Raw genomic sequence first — 18,797 nt, forward strand, 5'->3', positions numbered from 1 at the left:
CTAGCTATCCTTCAGGAAATAATCAGATATACAGCGGTTCGGTTCTTTCATTGGCCGGTCGCAGCGAATAACCGACGCACGAGGAAGCAGAGCGTACCAGCTGATGTAAACCCAGGGATATTGCGCGCATTCAGCCTTGAATTGTTCCACATAGGTCAGCGCGGAAGCGCGTTCAGCGTGGGTCTGAATGTCGTTCGCAAGATAAACGCGACAGGCTCCGACGGATGCCGCAAAACGGTAATCCTCAACAAAACGGTTTTCTGTGGCGTTCATATATCCCGTCACGCCTGCCCCGGCCAGGATGATCAGCAGCCCCATGACGACAGCCAGCCAGCGCGTGGGCTTCCTGGCAACGGGCGTTGCTGGCTCGGAGGGTGCAGAGACCTCCTCGATCGCTGGCGCCTCCACACATTGTCCCTCTGCGGGTTGAGGCGCGACGGGTGAAGACTCCCTGACAGTTATTTGCGTGTCGCTTGCCAGCGTCAGCCCAATCCGGGGAATGGTAACGATAGGGTCAGTTTCAAAACCAATCTTTTTGAGCCCTTTGCGCAGGATGGAGATGTTCTGGTAATAGGTATTGGAGGAGACAAGCATGCCGCGGCTTTGCCAGACAATATCAAGGAACTCTTGCTGAGTGACAATCGACCCCGCTCTGTCGATTAATAACAACAGGCATCGGCCTGCTGGCGAATTTAAGACAACCACACGGTCAGGATTGTTGATATCACGTAACGTGCTGGCCGCAGGATGAAATTCGACGATATTATTTATAATGTAATGCTTATGCATAGGGGCAGTATGAATTCTCCGGTTAACAGATGTTGAACCTGGGTCACCGCATGTATGGGATGACATTCACGTCGGGATTAATGTGACTGATTAACGTCATGCTGTATATCTTCGCCATTGGCGAAAAATCTTAATTTATATTTCATCCCTTAAGCTTCACTGAACCTGCATAAGAGCTCAACCCTTGTAGAATGCGGCTTGCAGAGCCGCTTCATCCGCGATCATCCTCATTATGATCTTTTGTGAAGTGAATTTCCGCTCCACAGAAGTATCTGACTACCGGCAGCATCTCATTTATCAGTGCCTCATCTTTTGGCGCACTCCTCGCCTCTTGACATTGACAAATATCTACATAAAAAAACATTGTACGCCACGGACATGCGTGTCTGAAATATTCAGCACCCTTAAGCCTTAAGTTTTCTCAACCTGACCAATATCAATAATTTACATGGTTTTTGTATGCTTTTAAGCCACCTTTCTATCAGTTTTTATCGATGATAACATTCGTAAATTGTTATTCCCCGTCAGCAACTTCACACCCGCACTGACACCAGACGACAAACTCCTTACAAAACATTTATCAAAGCTAAATTTTCATTAAAAATAGCGGCTATCATAATTTACAGAAAGCGAAGCGGAATAAGACCAATCAGAGGGAAGCGTCGTAACCGGTCTCGATCTTAGTAATTAATACAATTTTAGATTAATTCAGATTACCTCTTTATTGGCCGACGTATAGTAGGCCTACAGTATGCAATACGTCATTGCTTCGAGAATACTGGCGATAACCTTATAAATAATTCGCCTGATTACTATTATAAATCGAGGAATAACATGACGAACAATAGCCAAATAACACAGCATATAACTGTTGCACTGATGGGCGGCGATCATTATGCAAGAAACGGCATTAAAACGTTATTAAGCAGCATCCGCGACGACCTTCACATCATTATCATCGAAGGAGGTTATCAGGAACTGGATAAGGCGCTGTCGTCGATTCGTATCGATATCTTATTTATATCCGGCGCAGAGAAATACCATACAGGGTATGACTCACTGAAATATTTAAAAAAAATCAAAGTCACGCAGCCTGAAGTGATTATCTGCCTGTACTCAACCTCTGCCCATTCCCTGTTATGGGTCCGGGAAGATATTGATGCCTATATCTCGCTACAGAACACGGTTTATCAGTGGCGGATAAAGCTAGCAAAAATGGTCGATAGCCATTATCGGCCCCAAAAGCAGCCAGCGGCGTTATCGCTGACGCCTGGAGAAAGGAGGGTATTAAAGGAACTCAGGAACGGACTGGATATACGTTACATCGCAGAACTGGAGAAACTTTCTTATCGCCGCGTGAGCGCCTTAAAAAGCTCAGCGATAAGGAAACTCGGGCTCAGGAATAAGACAGATTTGCTGGTCTTTTTAACCAGTTAGACCTGCCGCTTTCAGAGCAAATCTCGTAATAAAAAAATCAAGGAACTATGAAATGAAAGCACGCCTTACTTGCCATTCTCTGCTGGCATTAAGCATTGCCGCCCTGCTGCCAGCGGGCTCAGCACTGGCCGCCACCACCAGCGGCGGCACGGTTAACTTCAGCGGTAAAGTGGTGACCTCCGCCTGTGCCATCAGCGCCGGTAGCGCCAATATCGACGTCGACATGGGTGAAGTGCGTACCGCCACGCTGGCTGCCGCAGGCAGTGAAGCCAGTACCGCAAAAGCCTTCTCCATCACCCTGGAAGATTGCGAAATCGCCGATACCTCGGCGTCCACGGAAGATAACCCTATTGCCGCAACGACCGTGGCTATCACCTTCACCGGTACACCGGACAGTACCGATGTGAATAGCCTGGCCGCGGGAGTAAACGGCGGCGCGGGCTCGGCGCAGCATGTCGCTATCCGTCTTTATGACGAACAGGGCAACGTCGTCAGGCTGGGTGAGCCGGCAGCAGCGATCCCCCTGCGTGCGGGGGCGAACATCCTGAACTTCAGCGCGAAATATTACTCCCCACTGGGCAACGCCACGGCGGGTGATGCCAGCGCGGTCGCCACCTACACCGTGACCTATTCGTAATCTTCAGGCCCGGTCTGCTGGCCGGGTCTGACTCAGCTTTCAGGAGACGCACTATGCGCGTAAACACATGGATTTGTCTGGCTGGCACGTTATGTTCATCCGCCGTGTACGCAGGCGGCGTGGGGTTAGGCGCAACGCGGCTGATCTACACCGGCGCGGCTACGCAGACGATGATGCAGGTAAGAAATACCCACCCTGATGCCACGTTTCTGATCCAGTCCTGGATGGAAGACGAGAAAGGGAGCCGTACCAACGACTTCGTCATCACGCCGCCGCTGTACGTCATGAAGCCCGCCAGCGAAAGCGCGGTGAAAATCATGTTCAGCGGCGACGCCCTGCCAGCCGATCGCGAGACGCTGTACTGGATGACGGTCAAAGCTATCCCACAGCAGGTTAAAAACGGTTCCGGCAATTCGCTGCAATTCGCCTCTGCCAACCGCATCAAGGTCTTTTATCGCCCGGAGCGGCTCAGGGAAGGTGCAGGGGAGGCATGGAAAAACCTTGCCGGCGCCTACCGCGCGGGCAAGGTCACGCTGACCAACCCAACGCCGTATTACCTCACCACCATTAACGTGAAAATTGATGGCAGGCCGGTGTCGCCCGTCATGGTGCCGCCGAAATCCAGCGTGACGCTGGCAGACACCTTCAGCCATGCGAGCAGCTTAAGCTACCAGACGATTAACGATTATGGCGCCTGGACGCCCGTTACCCGCACGTCATTGTCCCAATAATAAAAACAGTAAGGCGTGACCACATGAAAATTAAAATCCTGTGCGCCACGGCGATCGCCCTGGTGATTCGGCAAGCCGTGGCTGCCGAAAGCGAGCTGCAATTTAATCCTGCGTTTCTCAACGGCGAGCGCGCCAACAGCGCCGATCTCGCCTGGGTCAACGCCGGGAGCGCGTTGCCGCCGGGCGAGTACAATCTTAACGTGTATATCAACACCCAGTTCGCGTTCACAGGTAACGTCACGTTTCGCGTCGCTGAAAACACCGCCGGTGAAGCCCTGCCGTGCCTTACGCCTGCGCAATTCGCCGCACTTGGCATCGACAGCCGTCAGGCTAAAGGGGGTGAGCTGCCGCCTGCGCAGCGGTGCATTTTTTTAACCCGGTCATTCGCCGATACCCGGTTTGATTTTGACCAGAGGACGCTTACCCTCAACTTCACCGTACCGCAAAGCGCGATGCGCGCTCTGCCGCGCGGGTACGTCAGCCCGGAGAGCTGGGAGTCCGGCATCCCTGCCGCGTGGCTGAACTATGTGGTCAATGGCGCGAATAATGACTACCGGGGCGAGACGCGCACGCGGGAACAACAGCTGTTTGTGAGCCTCAACAGCGGCGCCAACCTGGGCGCATGGCGGCTGCGTGATTTCACCACGTGGACCAAAGAGAGTAACGAGCTCACCCACGTCCAGACCTGGCTACAGCGGGATATCCGCGCCCTGCGTGCCCAGGTTTATGCCGGTGAAACGTTCACCTCATCGCAGGTGTTTGACGCCGTTGGCCTGCGTGGGGTTGCCCTGAAGACCGATGACAATATGTTGCCCGCCAGCCTGAGCGGTTACGCGCCCGAAGTGCGCGGCATCGCGCGCGGCAATGCCACGGTGACGGTTCGCCAGAACGGTAACGTCATCTATCAAACCTCCGTTCCGCCGGGGGCGTTTGTGCTGAAAGATCTCTATCCGACCTCTTCCGGCGGCGATCTCGCGGTCACCATTCAGGAGAGCGACGGTAGCCAGACGCAATACACCCTGCCCTTTGCCAGCGTGCCGAATCTGGTGCGTAACGGTCAGGTCAAATATGCTCTGGGGGCGGGGAAATACCGCCCTGCGGGCAATCAGATCTCGCCCTCCTTCGCGCAGGGCGAGCTGTTCCTGGGCTGGCGATACGGCCTCACGTTTTATGGCGGGGCGCAGTTTTCCGATCGCTACAACGGCCTGGCCTTCGGTATCGGGCAGAATCTCGGCCGCTTTGGCGCCTACTCCCTCGACCTCACCCATGCCCGCAGCCAGCTGGCTGATAACCAGCACTACACCGGTGATTCGGTGCGCCTGCGGTACAGCAAGCTGCTGAACGATATCGGTACGCGGGTCAATTTCTTCTCGCTGCGTTACTCAACGGCAGGGTTTTATACCCTCAGCGATACCACTTACAAAGGCATGGCGGGCGGAGCGCCAAAACAGACCGTGGAAGACGATGGCACCGTCACCACTCACTACGACACGGTTTACAACCTGCATATGTCGCGTAAGGCAAAAAATCAGCTGCTGTTGTCGCAGCCGATGGGCGAATACGGCGCGCTGTCGCTGTCCTGGGATCAACAAACCTACTGGAATACGTCAAAAACCACGCAAAGTTTGCAGTTCGCGTGGAACGCGACGTTTCGTAACCTGTCGCTTGGCATCAGCGCCCAGCGTAGCTCTGGCCTGTACGACAACAAGAAAGACAATATCCTCGCGTTGTCCCTGTCGGTGCCGCTGGGTAACCCGGCGCTGTCGACCCGTCTCCGTTTTACCGCTACCCATGCGGATCCCGCTGGCACCACCGCCAGTACCGGTGTCAGTGGTTATCTGCCGGGGCAGGAGAATCTTTTCTATAGCGTCAACCAGCGCTACAGCGCGCAGCAGCACTACGGCGGCGATGCCGCGCTGCAATACGAGGGCGCGTGGGGAGACTATACCCTGGGCTACAGCTACGCCGGTGACTCCCGCAACCTCAGTTACGGGATGAGCGGCGGTGCGGTGCTGCATGAGGATGGTCTGACGCTGAGCCAGCCGCTCGGGAACACCAATATTCTGGTGAAAGCCCCGGGCGCCAGCCATGTCGCCGTGCTCAACCACAAAGGCATCAAAACCGACAGCCGGGGCTATGCGGTGATCCCGTACGCCACGCCGTATCGCGTTAATCAGGTTGCGCTGGATGTCACCACCGTGGGCAATGACGTGGAACTTGAGAACGCCATCGCCAATAAAATCCCCACCGACGGGGCACTGGTTCGCGCCACCCTCACCACGCGTCAGGGGGCAAAAGCGATGTTTATCGTACGTCACGCTAAAGACGTGCTCCCCTTCGGTACGCTGGTCTCGTCAGAGGATGACAAAGCCAGCGGTATCGTCGGCGACGGCGGCAGCGTGTATCTGACCGGCCTGTCAGTGGAGGGAACCTTGCATGCCGTATGGGGGCGCAACAGCGCCCAGCGCTGCACGATCCGCTATGCGCTGAACCCGCAGAATTATCACGCCCGCACCGGGCTTTATTCCCAGGAGGTCATATGTCAGTAACCATCCGGTTCCTCCCCCTGATCCTGCTGATGTTCATCACCGTTCCCGCGCGCGGCTATGACGTGCTGGTTTCCGTGACCGGCAACGTGATCGGCAATACCTGCATTGTCTCGGAAGATTCGAAGGAGCAAAACGTGCCGCTGGGCACCCTCGGCGTGAAGCAATTTAGCGAGGCGGGCGCGGTCAGCAATATCAAAACGCCCTTCACGCTCACCCTTGAAGCATGCGGCCCCACCTTTGCTGGCGTGAAAATCCGCTTCAGCGGTACGCCGGATGACGAGAACCCGCAGCTTCTCAAAGTCGCTGACGGCGGCGCGACCGGCGTGGCGGTGCAGATTCTGGATAAAGACAGCGTACTTATCCCGCTGGACACCCAAACCGCTGCTTACGGCGCGGCGGGGGATGACAGCGTAAAAATGACCTTCTATGCGCGACTGGCCGCCACGGGTGCGCCGGTCAATGCCGGAGACGTTTCGGCAGTGGCGACCTGGACGACGGAGTATCAATAATGCGTTTACTGTTTTTAGCCCTGTTTTTCATGTCCTCTCAGGCGCTTGCCCTCTCCTGGACATCGGATATCACCCTTTCGCCAACGCCCATGTCGTGGTCCGGCCCGGCAGACTCCATCGTGCCTGGAAAGACGATCGGCTCTGAATGGAGCGCCTCTGCGAGCGTCTCGGAAGTGTTCTGGTGCGGCCTGGTATTTACCTGCTCCAAAGGGACGCTGGAGCCGAGCAGCAGTATAACCGCCACCGGCATCACGGTTATTCTTGATGGCGCAAATTACATGGTATTTGAAACGGGCGTGCCCGGCATCGGCTTCATTCTTGGGCTTAAAGATTATAACGGCACCACCTATGTCCCGATGCAGACGGGCATTACGCAGAGCTATCCGGCCGATGGGACTAACGGTTACGCCACCGCACTGGGCTGGTCGGCAAAAGTGACGTTTATCAAGACCGGCGTTCCGCTGAAATCCGGCGTATACCAGACCCCGACCATTAACGCGGCGATCCTGACGGCCTATAACAACGAAGTGAAAACCGCGCAGGTTATCATCAACCCCACCACCATCACGGTGACGGCAAGCGGCTGCACGGTAGGCACGAAAAGCGCCAACGTCGACCTGGGCACCATTGATATTCACACGCTGCCCAGCGTAGGCAGCACCTCGCCGTCGGGGGAGTTTAACGTCAGCCTGACCTGCGATGAGAACGTGGCGGTTAACGCAGTGATGACCGATCAGACCACACCGTCAAATACCTCGTCGGTCGTGACGCTGACCGGGGACTCCACGGCCTCCGGCATTGGCGTACAGTTTTTCTATAACGGTACCGGGCCGCTTATGATGGGGCCGGACAGCTCGTCCGCAGGTACGACGGGACAGTTTTTCATCCAGACCACCAGCTCGGCACAAACGCTGTCCCTGCCGTTCCAGGCGCAGTACATCCGAACCGGTGAACTGGTCCCCGGCTCGGCCAACGCCCTGGCAAGCATCACCTTTTCGTATCAGTAGGTTAGTGCTTCACCCACACCAGCTGATCGACCCGGAAGCCCAGCTCGCGTGCGGTGTTCAGGTAGTCCTGTTTTACCGCATCCGGAATGGTCGGGGTGCGCGATAAAATCCACAGATAGTCGCGGTTCGGGCCGCTGACCAGCGCGTACTGGTACTTATCATCCAGCTTGATCACGTTATAGCCGCCGTAGAACGGGCCGAAGAACGATACCTTCAGCGCAGCCGTGGTCGGTTCGCCGGTAAAGTACGCCTTTCCTTCGCTCTCATTCCATTTTTTCTTCACCGGATCGTAGCCGCGGTTCAGTACGCTGATACCGCCATCGCTGCGCTTGCCGTACGTCGCGGTGACCTGTTCCAGACCGCGCTCGAAGCGATTTTCCAGTCGGGCGACTTCATACCATTTGCCGAGATAGCGGCTGGCATCAAAGCCGGTAATGGGCTGCACGCCTTTCGGCGGCGTGGGAGATTTACAGGCAACCAGCGTCAGCGCAATGGCGACACCGGTAACGACAGGCCATAGCCTCATGAGAACTCCTTTCATTTACGCGGTTGGACGTTAAGTGTAGCGCACCCGTGCGGCGCTTCATCCCGTCGGGGAATATTCGTAGTATATTGAGACAACTCCTTCTCTTCGGATGCAGACATGGCTTACTCCATCGGCGAATTCGCCAGACTCAGCGGCATCACCGCCACCACGCTGCGGGCGTGGCAGCGACGCTATGGCTTGCTCAAACCCGAGCGTACGGACGGCGGTCACCGCCTGTACAGCGATGAGGACGTTCAGCAGGCGCTGAAAATCCTCGACTGGGTAAAAAAAGGCGTACCCATCGGTCAGGTAAAATCACTGCTGGAACGCCCTGCGCCGCGCCGCGCCAATAACTGGCAAACCCTGCAACAGGCCATGCTGCAAAAGTTGCAGGAGGGGAAAATTGAGTCCCTGCGTCAGATAATTTACGACGCCGGACGCGAATACCCAAGGCCAGAGCTGGTCACTAACGTGCTGCGTCCGTTGCGCAGCCAGATATCGGCCAACGTCGCCGCCGCCATGACGCTGCGTGAGATCCTCGACGGCATCCTCATCGCCTATACCTCGTTTTGCCTTGAGGGCGATAAAAAAGCGCCGGGCGATAACATCCTCATCAGCGGCTGGCATCTGAACGACCCCTGTGAGATCTGGCTTGAAGCTCTGACGCGCACCGGCCAGGGCCACCGCATCGACATACTGCCGGTTCCCCCTGCCGCGCTGGCCCTGGAAATTTTCCCGGACCGCAAATGGCTGCTGGTCACCAGCGGTAAACTTACCGCCGTGCGGAAAAAGCAGGTTGCGCAGTGGCAGCAGCAGGTTTCCCTTGAGGTGATTATCCTCTGATTATTTTCTGCTGAGGCAATCTTCACGAAAAGTTGAATATTTTTTCGCACAGCGAGTGCTAACGTTTTCCTGTCACCGACAACTCAACAGGAAAACACGATGAAAAAGACACTCCCTCTGATGATGCTGGCTACAATGGCTTTCGCGCCTGCCGCGTTCAGCGCCCCGGCAGGCACCCTGAGCGTTCACGTTCTGGACCAGCAAACCGGTATGCCGCCAGCGGATGTGGCCGTCACGCTGGAGAAGCAGGAGCAGGACAAGTGGACCCCGATTGCCAGCGGTAAAACCGACCACGACGGGCGCATCAAATCGCTCTATCCGCAGGATCAGGATATGGCGCCTGGCGTGTATAAAGTGACCTTCAAAACCGCCGATTACTTCCACGGTAAAAAGCTGGACTCCTTCTTCCCGGAAGTGCCGGTGCTGTTCACCGTCACCCGCACCAATGAAAAACTGCACATCCCGCTTCTGCTCAGCCAGTACGGTTACTCAACCTACAAGGGCAGCTGATTGCTCTTGATTTTAAAGACGATTTAAAAATAATCCCGCCAATACTTGGACAAATACGCATTCTTGTGTAACTTTTAGGTATGAGATCGGGAGGTGCACACCATGACAACAAAACCTGTGCTGGGTATTAGCGGATGTTTGACCGGTTCCGCCGTTCGCTTTGACGGCGGGCATAAGCGTATGGGCTTTGTGATGGATGAGCTGGCGCAGTGGGTCGCTTTCCGTCCGGTATGCCCTGAAATGGCTATCGGCCTGCCCACGCCTCGTCCGGCGCTGCGTCTGGTGATGACCACCGGCGGCGAGACAGAAATGCGGTTCAGCAAAGCGCCGCACGATGACGTCACGCAGAAGATGGCCGCATTTACGGCAGATTATCTGCCGAAAATCGGCGATCTGGCGGGTTTTATCGTCTGTGCAAAATCCCCCAGCTGCGGCATGGAGCGCGTGCGGCTGTACGACGAAAACGGCAACCGGGGCCGCAAGGAGGGTGTCGGGCTGTTCACCGCCGCCCTCCTTGAAACTTTCCCCTGGCTGCCCGTCGAAGAAGACGGTCGCCTGCACGATCCGGTACTGCGGGAAAACTTTGTTGAGCGCGTTTTCGCTCTCCACGAACTGAACGTAATGCGTAAAAATGGCCTGACGCGCCGTGCCCTGCTGGACTTTCACAGCCGCTATAAGCTTCAGCTTCTGGCGCACCATCAGGCAGGCTACCGTGAAATTGGCCCGTTCGTGGCATCACTGCACGAGTGGGACGATTTGGACGCGTTTTTCGTGGCCTATCGCGACAAGCTGATGACCATCCTGAAAAAACCCGCTTCGCGGAAGAATCACACTAACGTGCTGATGCACATTCAGGGCTATTTCCGTAACCAGCTGAACAGCCGCCAGCGTGGAGAACTGCGGGATGTGATCCTGCATTACCGGGACGGGCTGCTGCCGATCCTCGCGCCGCTGACGCTGCTGAAGCATTATCTGGCTGAATACCCTGACCGGTATCTGATGACGCAAAACTACTTTGCTCCCTATCCTGATGATTTGGGTCTGCGTCTGGCCGTTACCTGATAAGAAAGAAGCGAAGGCCCTGTTGACCCACAGAGGCCCAAAGCAGTACCCCGTTTAGACGACACCCTCACTGTCGTCTTTTTTTTGCGCTCAGCGTAAAATACTGTAATTCTGTACAGGTTAAGCGTGCACAGCGGAGTACCCCGATGATCAAAAATTTGCATATTCAGAACTACCGCTCAATTCGCGATATGTCGCTTGAGCTGGAACAGCTCAATATCGTGTTCGGCCCCAACGGCACCGGAAAATCTAATATTTATAAAGCGATTTACCTGATGCACAGCGCGGCGCAGGGGCAATTCTCCCAGGCGCTGGCGAACGAGGGGGGAATTTTGAAAGTGTTCTGGGCGGGAAAAACCCGCAGCGACCAGCAGCGACGCATGAACCTGGCGGTGGAAACGGAAACCTATGAATATGAGCTTCAGGTCGGGTTCGTGGAAAAGCTGCCCTACCCCTCACAGTTTCAGCTCGATCCGGTGATCAAGGAGGAATCTATCTGGCTCGGCGGACAGCACCGTCGCCCGTCGTCACAGCTGATGAAGCGTAAGAATCAGGCGGTATTCCTGAACAACGTGCATCACGAAAAAGTGACCCACAGCGGTACGCTGTATGAGAACGAGTCGGTGTTCGGTCAGCTCGGCGAACCGCACCTCTACCCCGAAGTGTCGCAGATGCGCGAGTCCCTGCGTAACTGGCGATTTTATCACGAGTTTTCCGTCTCATCCGGCTCGGCGATCCGTGCCCCGCAGGTGGGCTTTCGTTCCCCGGTGCTGGCCAGCGACGGCGCGAACCTGGCCGCCGCGTTTCAGACCATTGTCGAAATTGGCGACGAGCTGCTGCTGATGCGCATTCTCGACCAGGCCTTTCCCGGCTGTGTGTTTTACAGCGACAACACCGGCGGGCGCTTCCGCATGATGATGCAGCGCGAGGGGCTGAGCAGGCCGCTGGAACCGGCAGAGTTCTCCGACGGCACGCTGCGTTTTTTGTGCCTGGCGGTGGCGCTGTTAAGCCCGCGCCCTCCCGCATTCATCGTCCTCAACGAACCGGAAAACAGCCTGCATCCGCAGATGCTGCCCGCCCTGGCAAGCCTCATTGCCGAGGCCAGCCGCTATTCGCAGATCTGGCTCACCAGCCACTCGCCGGAGCTGGCGCATTTGATTGAGAAGCACCGATCGTTTTCGCTGTATCAGCTGTCGATGACGGAGGGGGAAACGAGGATGGAGCGGCTGGGGTAATTGCCATCCTCACCGGTAGTGCTGAGAGAACCGCTTTTTATCTTTTCTGGAAGCGTTATAAGTTAACTCCTTCTTTTGGTTAAAATTTGCCTGGTCAATGTCTTAAAAGGACATCGATTGGGTGTAAACATGATCTGGTTTCACCTTTCCATGCGGATAGCGGACATACGCTGGAGCGTATTGACATACTTGATGGAAAGAATAGGTATGGGGTTTTAAAGCACAATAATGACGTTATTCAACAAAATAAGGAAATAGGGAAATGTCTATACCAGCATACTTATGGCTTAAGGACGACGGCGGAGCATTAATCAAAGGCGGAGTTGATGTTCAGCACAGAGAGTGCAGCATTGAGGTAAAAGGGTTCCACCACAACCTCATGATCCCAACAGATAACGCAACCGGCAAAATAACCGGTACACGTATGCATTCCCCTATGCTGATCATTAAAGAATTCGACTGCTCTAGCCCATATCTTTATAAAGCAGTTGCGACAGGTCAAAGCCTGGTGTCAGCAGAAATAAAATGGTATCGGATCAACTACTCTGGACAGGAAGAGGAATACTTCAACATGCTGCTTGAAGGCGTGCGAATAGTTTCGATTTCACCAGCAATGGCGCCAGGGGATAACCCTAACGAAAACCATATGGAAACGGTCGAACTGCGTTACGAGAAGATTACCTGGAAGCATAACGACGGGAACATTATCTTCAGCGATGCATGGAACGAACGCCAGTCAGCATAGAACGCACAAGGGGCGCTTAGCCCCTTAATCATACAACCAGCGCCCCGCTTTGGCAGACTCAATAATCATTTCGAGCGTTAGCGGCTTGTACTGACGATCTCGAAACTTCTTTCTAAGCCCAAACTGGAACCAAAAAAGCTCGGGCTCAAAGTAGTTATCCATGACAAAGTTGCTGTGCTCAATTTCATACCGGTTGAATAGGTCGAGCAGCATCTCCTCCAGATCTTCAGGGACGAGGTTAAAATGCTCCTGGAAGGTCCATTCCTTAAGGGCAGGACGCTTACGTTCACTGTAATTTTCAGTGATGTAATCTAAAAACTCTTGCTCATCCGGCAACAACATTAGAAATAAGTCCAGGCAATCCGATCTTTCGGTCGGGCAATGAGGTTGTACTTGTTTCTGGTTTCTCTGGCAACTAGGGCAAAGATAATTACCGCCTGGGCATAGCCAACAAAGGGAACTGCTCTTCCCACGACGGCCCCAACCTTATTTGTCTGTCTGGTTTTACCCATACCGATGATCGTCTCCACTCTCATGCCTTCAGGAAAGTGGACCCCCTTTAAAATGCGACGCGCTACCTTAGACGCGATACTTGTACGCGAACCGGACGCACCCAATACCTTACGCTTGGGTAATATAGGCTGCCCCGCCAGGATTGTTGCAGCAGTCTCCACAGTTACGCCCAGATGGTTCGCCAGACCCTCAGCGAATATCAGCAAAAATAGCTCCTGTGGGGTTACGTTCGCATTCCCGTGATAGAAATACGTCCCGCCAGATTCCTCTACTGTGTCCATAGCATAATCCATTAATTAAAGAGATAAAGGTTAAACCCTTATCTTTATTAAGGATAACAAGGCAATACCACTTTGATTAAATTCAGAAAAGTGCCTGCATAAATGCTTTAAAATGAAATCGGGTCAATCGATAAACCGCTTGCGCACCCTTTCCAGCGGCGCAATCAGCAGATTGATAAGCGGCTTACGATCGATAACGATATCGGCGTTCACCGTCATTCCGCCCATCAGCATGCGCTTTTTCTTGTCCGGGTCGGTAAACCAGGAGGGGACGCGCACTTTAGCCAGGTAGTAGTTCTGCCCCTCCTGGAGCGGGATCAGCGCCGAATGGGCATCAATGTTTACCTCATAGAAATCGGACAACGTCGCCTCCACGGAACCGTATTTGTCTACGGGCCAGGAGTCGAAGCGCAGCTTGACCTTATCGCCTTTCGCCACGCGCCCCACCCCCGTTGCCGGAACATACAGGTACCCCTCCATCGTCGCCGCGGTATTTTTACGGATCACCACCACCACCTCGCTATTTTGCGTAATGGCCCGGCCAGGCGGGAAGTTAATCGCCACCACGTAACCATCGGAAGGGGCCAGCATCGCCATGGTGGAACTTCCCCGGCTGGACAGGTTGCGGTCAATTTCGCTGATGCGGTTTTTCACATACAGCTGCTCTTCGCTCAGAGAGTCAATTTGCGACTGGGTGCTGTCGGTCAGGCTGGTTTTTCGTGCCTCAAGCTCAAGAATAGTGCTCTCCTCCAGCGTCAGGTTGAGCTGCGCATTGAGCACATCGTTGTGGCTTTTATCGAGATCCACTTTGGAGACATAGCCCTTCCCGGAGACGGATTTCCACGCCTCGTAGGTGTCGGTGCTGTTTTTTAACAACGCGCGCAGCTTCTTCACCTTATCGCGGGAAACGGCGATCTGCTTGTCGGTGAGAGCCAGCTGCTGCGCCAGATTTTTGCGATACGACGCAATCGAGTCCTCAATGGCCTGGATGCGCTGCTCGCTGCGCTTCTTCTCCGCTTCCATCTGCTGGCGGTCAAACTGCACCACCGAGCCCTGCTTGCCGCCATAGTCCTGCGACACGGTGAACAGCGGATCGTTTTCCTTCACGTACTGGCCCGGCCGTACGGCAAAATCCACAAGCGTACCGGACTCTCTGGCGCGGACTTCCACATCGCCCTGCGCCGGGATCAGCACCCCGCGTGCCAGCGTGGTTTCCGAAAAGTTAAAGACAATCGCAAAGACCAGCAGGCAGAGAAAAAAGGTGATGAACAAGGTCAGCACGGCTTTCAGCCGTGGCGCGTTGATGTGATAGCTTTTTGAGAAATGATGCGGGATCAGCGCCCGCCGCTGTCGGCTTCGGTTTTTTAATTTCACGATATGTCATCCATGATAAATCACTGAAAGATCGTCCCATGCACTCCAGAGCGTGGGGGTTTTACGCAGCGCGTTCAGCGTGTCGGCGGCGGCCTGACGGTAATCCTCTGGCGCATACGCCTGACTCTCCAGCCCAAACTCTGCCGCGTGCAGCGAACAGATCGGCAGCAGCGTTCGGACGCTGTAGCCATAGCGCGATAAAAACCGCGTTGAGACATCCGTTAACCACGCCTTTTGATCCCCTGCCTGGGTGGAGAACAGCGGCGCATCCGGCAGGCGTTCGTCCATCAGCAGCACCGTCACCAGGCGGTGAGGGGCAAAAAACGAGTTGGCGCGTCGGCCTTCGTGCGCGGCCATCAGCTTATGCAGCGCAGGGTGACGGGTAATAAACTGAAAGCGCACATCGGCTGGCGCGGTGGCAAGCAGCGCATCCACGATCAGACCAAAGCCCGCCCAGCGCATTCCCAGAAGCAGGGTGCGAGATGAACTGTAAAACGCCTGCTCCTGCGTCCACTGCGCCACGTACGCGTGCAGATCGAAGCGGACGTTGCGTGCCCAAAGCGCGGGCGGGAAGATCTGCTCCACGAAGTTAAACCCGCTCAGCTCATGGGCGTTCTGATGCAGAAAATCAGCCGGGACATCGGCCTCCGGGCAGCGCATAAACTGGCTGTAGTTTTGCGTGATCCGGTTTGCCAGCAGCGTGCGCCCGGCCTGGCGCGCACAGAGGCGAGCATAGAGACGCGGCAGAAACATCATGGCGCATTCTCCCGCAGGGTTCCGTTTTCCATGGTATAGAGACGCCCCTGGCAGCCCACCACGTCCGGCGAGTGGGTGACAAACACCAGGCCAATCCCCAGGCTACGCAGGTTCGCCAGCACTTTCTGCGCGGTCGTTTTATCCAGGTTCGCCGTCACTTCGTCGCACAGCAGAAGCTTAGGCTGGCTGTACAGGGCGCGCGCCAGAACCAGACGTTGCATCTCCCCGGCAGAGAAAAAGGTGTTCCCCGGCAGCATCTCCGTTTCGTAGCCGTGCGGCAGCCTGGCGACGACGTGGTCCACCTCCGCCAGCCGACACGCGGCAATGACCTGCTCTTTATCCGGTGCGCTGTCAAAGCAGGCGATGTTGTCCAGAATCGAGCCGGTGAAGAGAATATCGTCCGCATGGACGATGCGGATGTGCTGACGCAGCGAGGAAAGATCGCACTCCTCAATGGGGATCTTATTGATCCGCAGCGTGCCAGACGATGACAGCAGCATGCCGGAGATCAGACGCAGCAGCGTGGTTTTTCCCGACCCGCTCTGGCCCACAATTACCGCTTCTTCGCCCTGCTTCAGGGTCATATTGATATGCTGTAGCGTGGCCTCCCGGCCAGGATAGGCAAATGAGACATCCTCAAATTGCAGACAGACCGGCGAGGTGACAATCCGCTTCCCAAACTGGCTGGTTTCAGAGGGGGCAAACAGCAGGTCGCCCACGCGATCCAGCGGCCCCTTGAGGGCATTTTTGTCCAGCAGCTTCTGCGCCACCTGCACCATGGCATCGGAAAAATAGCGCTTATAGCTGATATAGGCGTAAAGCATCCCGATGCTCATCTGCCCTTCCAGGATCAGCCACGCGCCAAAGCAGACCACCAGCAGCTGCTCGGCATTGATCACCAGCAGCGAAGCCACGTCAAAGCGGGCCAGCAGCCGCTCTTTACGCATCAGCCCGGCGATGTGTTCGCGCTGGGATTTATCCATCACCGCATCCCGGGCCTGCTCCATATTGTTCGCTTTGAGCGTAATGATCCCTTTCTGCGTCTCCACCAGCAGGGATTCATACTGGGCGGTGCGCTCGATGGAGTCATCCACCGCGCGTTGATAGGGGCCGATCAGCGAAAAGCGGATCAGGAAAAACACGCCCATCAGCAGCATCGTCAGCAGCGCAATTTTGACGTTATACAGCAGCATAAACAGCAGGCTGGTGACGGCGATCAGGCTGGAAAAGAGAATTTGCACGTAACCATTGCTGATGAACTCCGCGCAGGCGTGGAGCGATTTTTCAATGGCCAGCACGATGCCCGGCGGGCGCGAGCGGAACCAGCTGGTCTGGGTGCGCAGCATGTAGTGGCGCACGGACTGGCTTAAATCGTCATAGGCAATGTTACGCATCAGGATCTCAAGCAGCTGCTTGAGGAATTTACCGATGACTTCAAAGATAAAGACAATAGCGAAGATCGCGGTGAGCAGGATCACCAGATCGCTGTCGCTGCGGGAAATGGCCTCATCCATAATCAGCTGCACGTAGGTGGGGCTTGCCAGCATGGTGATGAGGGTAAAAATACAGAGCACAAACAGCAGCAGCTGGCGCTGGAACAGGCTCGGGGATTTATTGGCTAACCGGCCAAGCGTGAGCTTTTCATCCGGGGATTTCTTTTCGAAGCACGGCGTGGGCTTAAGCTCAAGAACATAGCCGGAAAAGAGTTTTTCCGCCTCTTTCAGACGGTAACGACGCACGCCGCTGGCCGGGTCGTGAACGGTCACGCTGCGGCTGTCGATCTTCACGATGACCACGAAATGGTTGCCGCGCCAGAAGGCGATGAGCGGCAGCTCAGACGTTTCTATTTCAGTGATTTCGCCTTTAAGCACCCGGCCAGACATATTTTTATCGCTGGCAAGGGTCATCAATTCCGCCATTGAGGTTCCCGCATCGGCGGAAACGGAAATCTCCCGGCGCAGCTGGCTGACAGAGACATGGTGGTCGTAGTGCCCCAACACCATCGCCAGGCAGGCCAGTCCACATTCGGTAAATTCATGCTGGCGAATAACAGGGGTCTTACCCTGTTTTTTATACTGAAAGAGCGAAAACATAATGATCCGTGGCTGAAATAAAAAAATGGCCCGGCAATGCGGGCCATGCGTACAACGTGCTTCTCGCTTAGGCGCTGAAGAAACCGCCGATGAAGCCGCCCACCAGGCCGAACACGCCGCCGATGGTGCCGCCCAGCGCGCCTAACATCTGGCTGCCCGCGTTATAGCCCGCGCTTGCGCCCTGAATAGCGGCAGCAAACGGATCCCAACCACCGATGATGGCCTGTGCTTTTTTGAAATCAATAACTTGCATGAGTCTTTTCCTGTTAACGTGAATTAGTTGTAGCTACCAACCAGCGCACCCAGGAAGCCCATTGCGCCACCCAGAATTCCGCCAACCACACCGCCAACCATGCCCATGATGCTTGCGCCGGTGTCGTAACCCAGCTGTGCACCTTTAACCAGACCAGCGAACGGGTTTAACGCGCCACCGATAATGTCTTTCGCTTCTACGAATGAAATCGCTTTCATTTTTATCTCCTGTAGTGATGGATCTTTAGCATGATGCTAAAGGCTAATTTCCTTTTATGAAGGAAAGCGGTTGCTACGGGCAGGTGGTAAGCGGAATGATTTTATTGCCATAAATAATCATCCGCCTTGCAGCCTGCCCGGCATTATCTATTTCCAGCCGTTGCCCCGGCGGAATATATTTTGAATTGTTGTATTGCGTACTGCACCCGACCGAGGAAACATATTTAAAATAGGTATTCCCGGTATTACTCACCACCCCGTTGCTAAACGCATAATCAAAATGTCGTGTCCATGGACGGACAATCAAAATAGCCTCAAGCGAGACCACCACATCCGACTGGATGCGCTGGCCTTTGCGCGTGATAACCTTTGCCTGGAGCGGCGTCTCGGTGAATTTTACGCGATAGTATCGCTCTTTGTTGTCATGCGGGCCGGTATAATAAAATTTAAAACCCGCGCGTTCACCGCTCCCCAGCGTTAATTGCTTAGGCGAATACATGACTTCGCCGTCTTTTATTTCGGTTTCTTTTCCCTTCTCTTTAGGAACGTCTACCTGAATAAGCGAAACGGTATAATTCTGACGCTCGCTGGTATCGTTTTTTATCGGCTGAAAAACAACTTCTCTTTCGGGAAGAAAATCAATATTCAGACTTTCGATAATTAAAGCATTTGCCCCTGTGGAAATGAAGCAATTTATTGCAAAAATAGCCAGGAATTTTCCAGTCATGG

21 protein-coding genes are annotated in these 18,797 nt (G+C 54.9%); 11 read left to right on the top strand and 10 right to left on the bottom strand.

Translation table 11 applies throughout. The features are described 5' to 3' along the window. Entirely contained in the window at positions 1-789 is a 789-nt protein-coding gene (locus tag SK54_RS01430) for a winged helix-turn-helix domain-containing protein (RefSeq protein WP_032646739.1), read from the bottom strand. Positions 790-1,623: 834 nt separating this feature from the next. Between SK54_RS01430 and SK54_RS01435 the strand changes: the two genes are divergently transcribed. From SK54_RS01435 to SK54_RS01460, 6 genes are read left to right on the top strand one after another with little or no spacing between them, the layout of a single operon-like run. Continuing rightward, positions 1,624-2,226: a helix-turn-helix domain-containing protein gene (locus SK54_RS01435; RefSeq protein ID WP_015570068.1), complete on the top strand. Its 603-nt coding sequence runs from the start codon at positions 1,624-1,626 to the stop codon at positions 2,224-2,226. A gap of 52 nt (positions 2,227-2,278) precedes the next feature. Continuing rightward, positions 2,279-2,863, top strand: coding sequence for a fimbrial protein (locus SK54_RS01440; protein ID WP_015570069.1), 585 nt, complete (start codon positions 2,279-2,281; stop codon positions 2,861-2,863). A 53-nt stretch (positions 2,864-2,916) separates the two neighbouring features. Continuing rightward, positions 2,917-3,594: a fimbrial biogenesis chaperone gene (locus tag SK54_RS01445; protein ID WP_032104018.1), complete on the top strand. Its 678-nt coding sequence runs from the start codon at positions 2,917-2,919 to the stop codon at positions 3,592-3,594. Between the two features lie 23 nt (positions 3,595-3,617). Beyond that, on the top strand, positions 3,618-6,143 hold the full coding sequence (locus tag SK54_RS01450; RefSeq protein ID WP_048246608.1) for a fimbria/pilus outer membrane usher protein: 2,526 nt from the start codon (positions 3,618-3,620) through the stop codon (positions 6,141-6,143). Then, positions 6,134-6,652 (top strand): fimbrial protein, encoded by a 519-nt coding sequence (locus tag SK54_RS01455; RefSeq protein ID WP_015570071.1) that lies wholly within the window; start codon positions 6,134-6,136, stop codon positions 6,650-6,652. Before SK54_RS01450 ends, SK54_RS01455 begins: the two co-directional genes overlap by 10 nt. Further along, positions 6,652-7,659, top strand: coding sequence for a fimbrial protein (locus SK54_RS01460; RefSeq protein WP_017383645.1), 1,008 nt, complete (start codon positions 6,652-6,654; stop codon positions 7,657-7,659). The genes SK54_RS01455 and SK54_RS01460 overlap by 1 nt, the downstream gene beginning before the upstream one ends. 1 nt (position 7,660) lies before the next feature. Here the strand turns inward: SK54_RS01460 and SK54_RS01465 are convergent, their stop codons facing one another. Continuing rightward, the gene (locus SK54_RS01465) at positions 7,661-8,185 is read right to left on the bottom strand and encodes a lipocalin family protein (protein ID WP_015570073.1); all 525 of its coding nucleotides are present in this window, start codon (positions 8,183-8,185) and stop codon (positions 7,661-7,663) included. Positions 8,186-8,302: 117 nt separating this feature from the next. On the opposite strand from SK54_RS01465, the gene SK54_RS01470 reads away from it, so the two are divergent. The 5 genes from SK54_RS01470 to SK54_RS01490 all read left to right on the top strand — a co-directional run bounded on the left by SK54_RS01470 (position 8,303) and on the right by SK54_RS01490 (position 12,580). After that, entirely contained in the window at positions 8,303-9,028 is a 726-nt protein-coding gene (locus SK54_RS01470; protein WP_048246609.1) for a MerR family transcriptional regulator, read from the top strand. Between the two features lie 99 nt (positions 9,029-9,127). Continuing rightward, entirely contained in the window at positions 9,128-9,538 is a 411-nt protein-coding gene (gene uraH, locus SK54_RS01475; protein ID WP_017383647.1) for a hydroxyisourate hydrolase, read from the top strand. Positions 9,539-9,640: 102 nt separating this feature from the next. Then, positions 9,641-10,600 (top strand): YbgA family protein, encoded by a 960-nt coding sequence (locus SK54_RS01480; protein WP_045343888.1) that lies wholly within the window; start codon positions 9,641-9,643, stop codon positions 10,598-10,600. 146 nt (positions 10,601-10,746) lie between these two features. After that, complete coding sequence (locus SK54_RS01485) at positions 10,747-11,835, top strand: AAA family ATPase (protein ID WP_048246611.1); 1,089 nt, start codon at positions 10,747-10,749, stop codon at positions 11,833-11,835. Positions 11,836-12,097: 262 nt separating this feature from the next. After that, positions 12,098-12,580, top strand: coding sequence for an Hcp family type VI secretion system effector (locus tag SK54_RS01490; RefSeq protein WP_023298995.1), 483 nt, complete (start codon positions 12,098-12,100; stop codon positions 12,578-12,580). A 24-nt stretch (positions 12,581-12,604) separates the two neighbouring features. Here the strand turns inward: SK54_RS01490 and SK54_RS01495 are convergent, their stop codons facing one another. From SK54_RS01495 to SK54_RS01530, 8 genes are all read right to left on the bottom strand, one after another. Beyond that, a complete protein-coding gene (locus tag SK54_RS01495) occupies positions 12,605-12,922 on the bottom strand; it encodes a DUF1493 family protein (RefSeq protein ID WP_023298994.1) in 318 nt (105 codons plus the stop codon). Continuing rightward, positions 12,922-13,374, bottom strand: a complete 453-nt coding sequence (locus SK54_RS01500; RefSeq protein WP_032646726.1) for an STM2901 family protein — start codon at positions 13,372-13,374, stop codon at positions 12,922-12,924. Before SK54_RS01500 ends, SK54_RS01495 begins: the two co-directional genes overlap by 1 nt. A 123-nt stretch (positions 13,375-13,497) precedes the next feature. Next, entirely contained in the window at positions 13,498-14,748 is a 1,251-nt protein-coding gene (locus tag SK54_RS01505) for an HlyD family secretion protein (RefSeq protein ID WP_017693988.1), read from the bottom strand. A 6-nt stretch (positions 14,749-14,754) separates the two neighbouring features. Then, positions 14,755-15,504, bottom strand: a complete 750-nt coding sequence (locus SK54_RS01510) for a hypothetical protein (RefSeq protein WP_048246613.1) — start codon at positions 15,502-15,504, stop codon at positions 14,755-14,757. Further along, positions 15,501-17,597 carry a peptidase domain-containing ABC transporter gene (locus SK54_RS01515; protein ID WP_048246615.1) on the bottom strand — a complete coding sequence of 699 codons (2,097 nt, stop codon included), beginning with the start codon at positions 17,595-17,597 and terminating at the stop codon, positions 15,501-15,503. The genes SK54_RS01510 and SK54_RS01515 overlap by 4 nt, the downstream gene beginning before the upstream one ends. Positions 17,598-17,664: 67 nt before the next feature. Then, a complete protein-coding gene (locus tag SK54_RS01520) occupies positions 17,665-17,850 on the bottom strand; it encodes a hypothetical protein (protein ID WP_001196016.1) in 186 nt (61 codons plus the stop codon). Between the two features lie 23 nt (positions 17,851-17,873). Next, the gene (locus SK54_RS01525; RefSeq protein ID WP_013094846.1) at positions 17,874-18,068 is read right to left on the bottom strand and encodes a hypothetical protein; all 195 of its coding nucleotides are present in this window, start codon (positions 18,066-18,068) and stop codon (positions 17,874-17,876) included. A gap of 73 nt (positions 18,069-18,141) precedes the next feature. Then, complete coding sequence (locus SK54_RS01530; RefSeq protein WP_006812468.1) at positions 18,142-18,795, bottom strand: hypothetical protein; 654 nt, start codon at positions 18,793-18,795, stop codon at positions 18,142-18,144. Between the last annotated feature and the right edge of the window lie 2 nt (positions 18,796-18,797).

The organism is Enterobacter sp. MGH120 (genome assembly GCF_001037725.1).
GTDB lineage: Bacteria > Pseudomonadota > Gammaproteobacteria > Enterobacterales > Enterobacteriaceae > Enterobacter > Enterobacter hormaechei_C.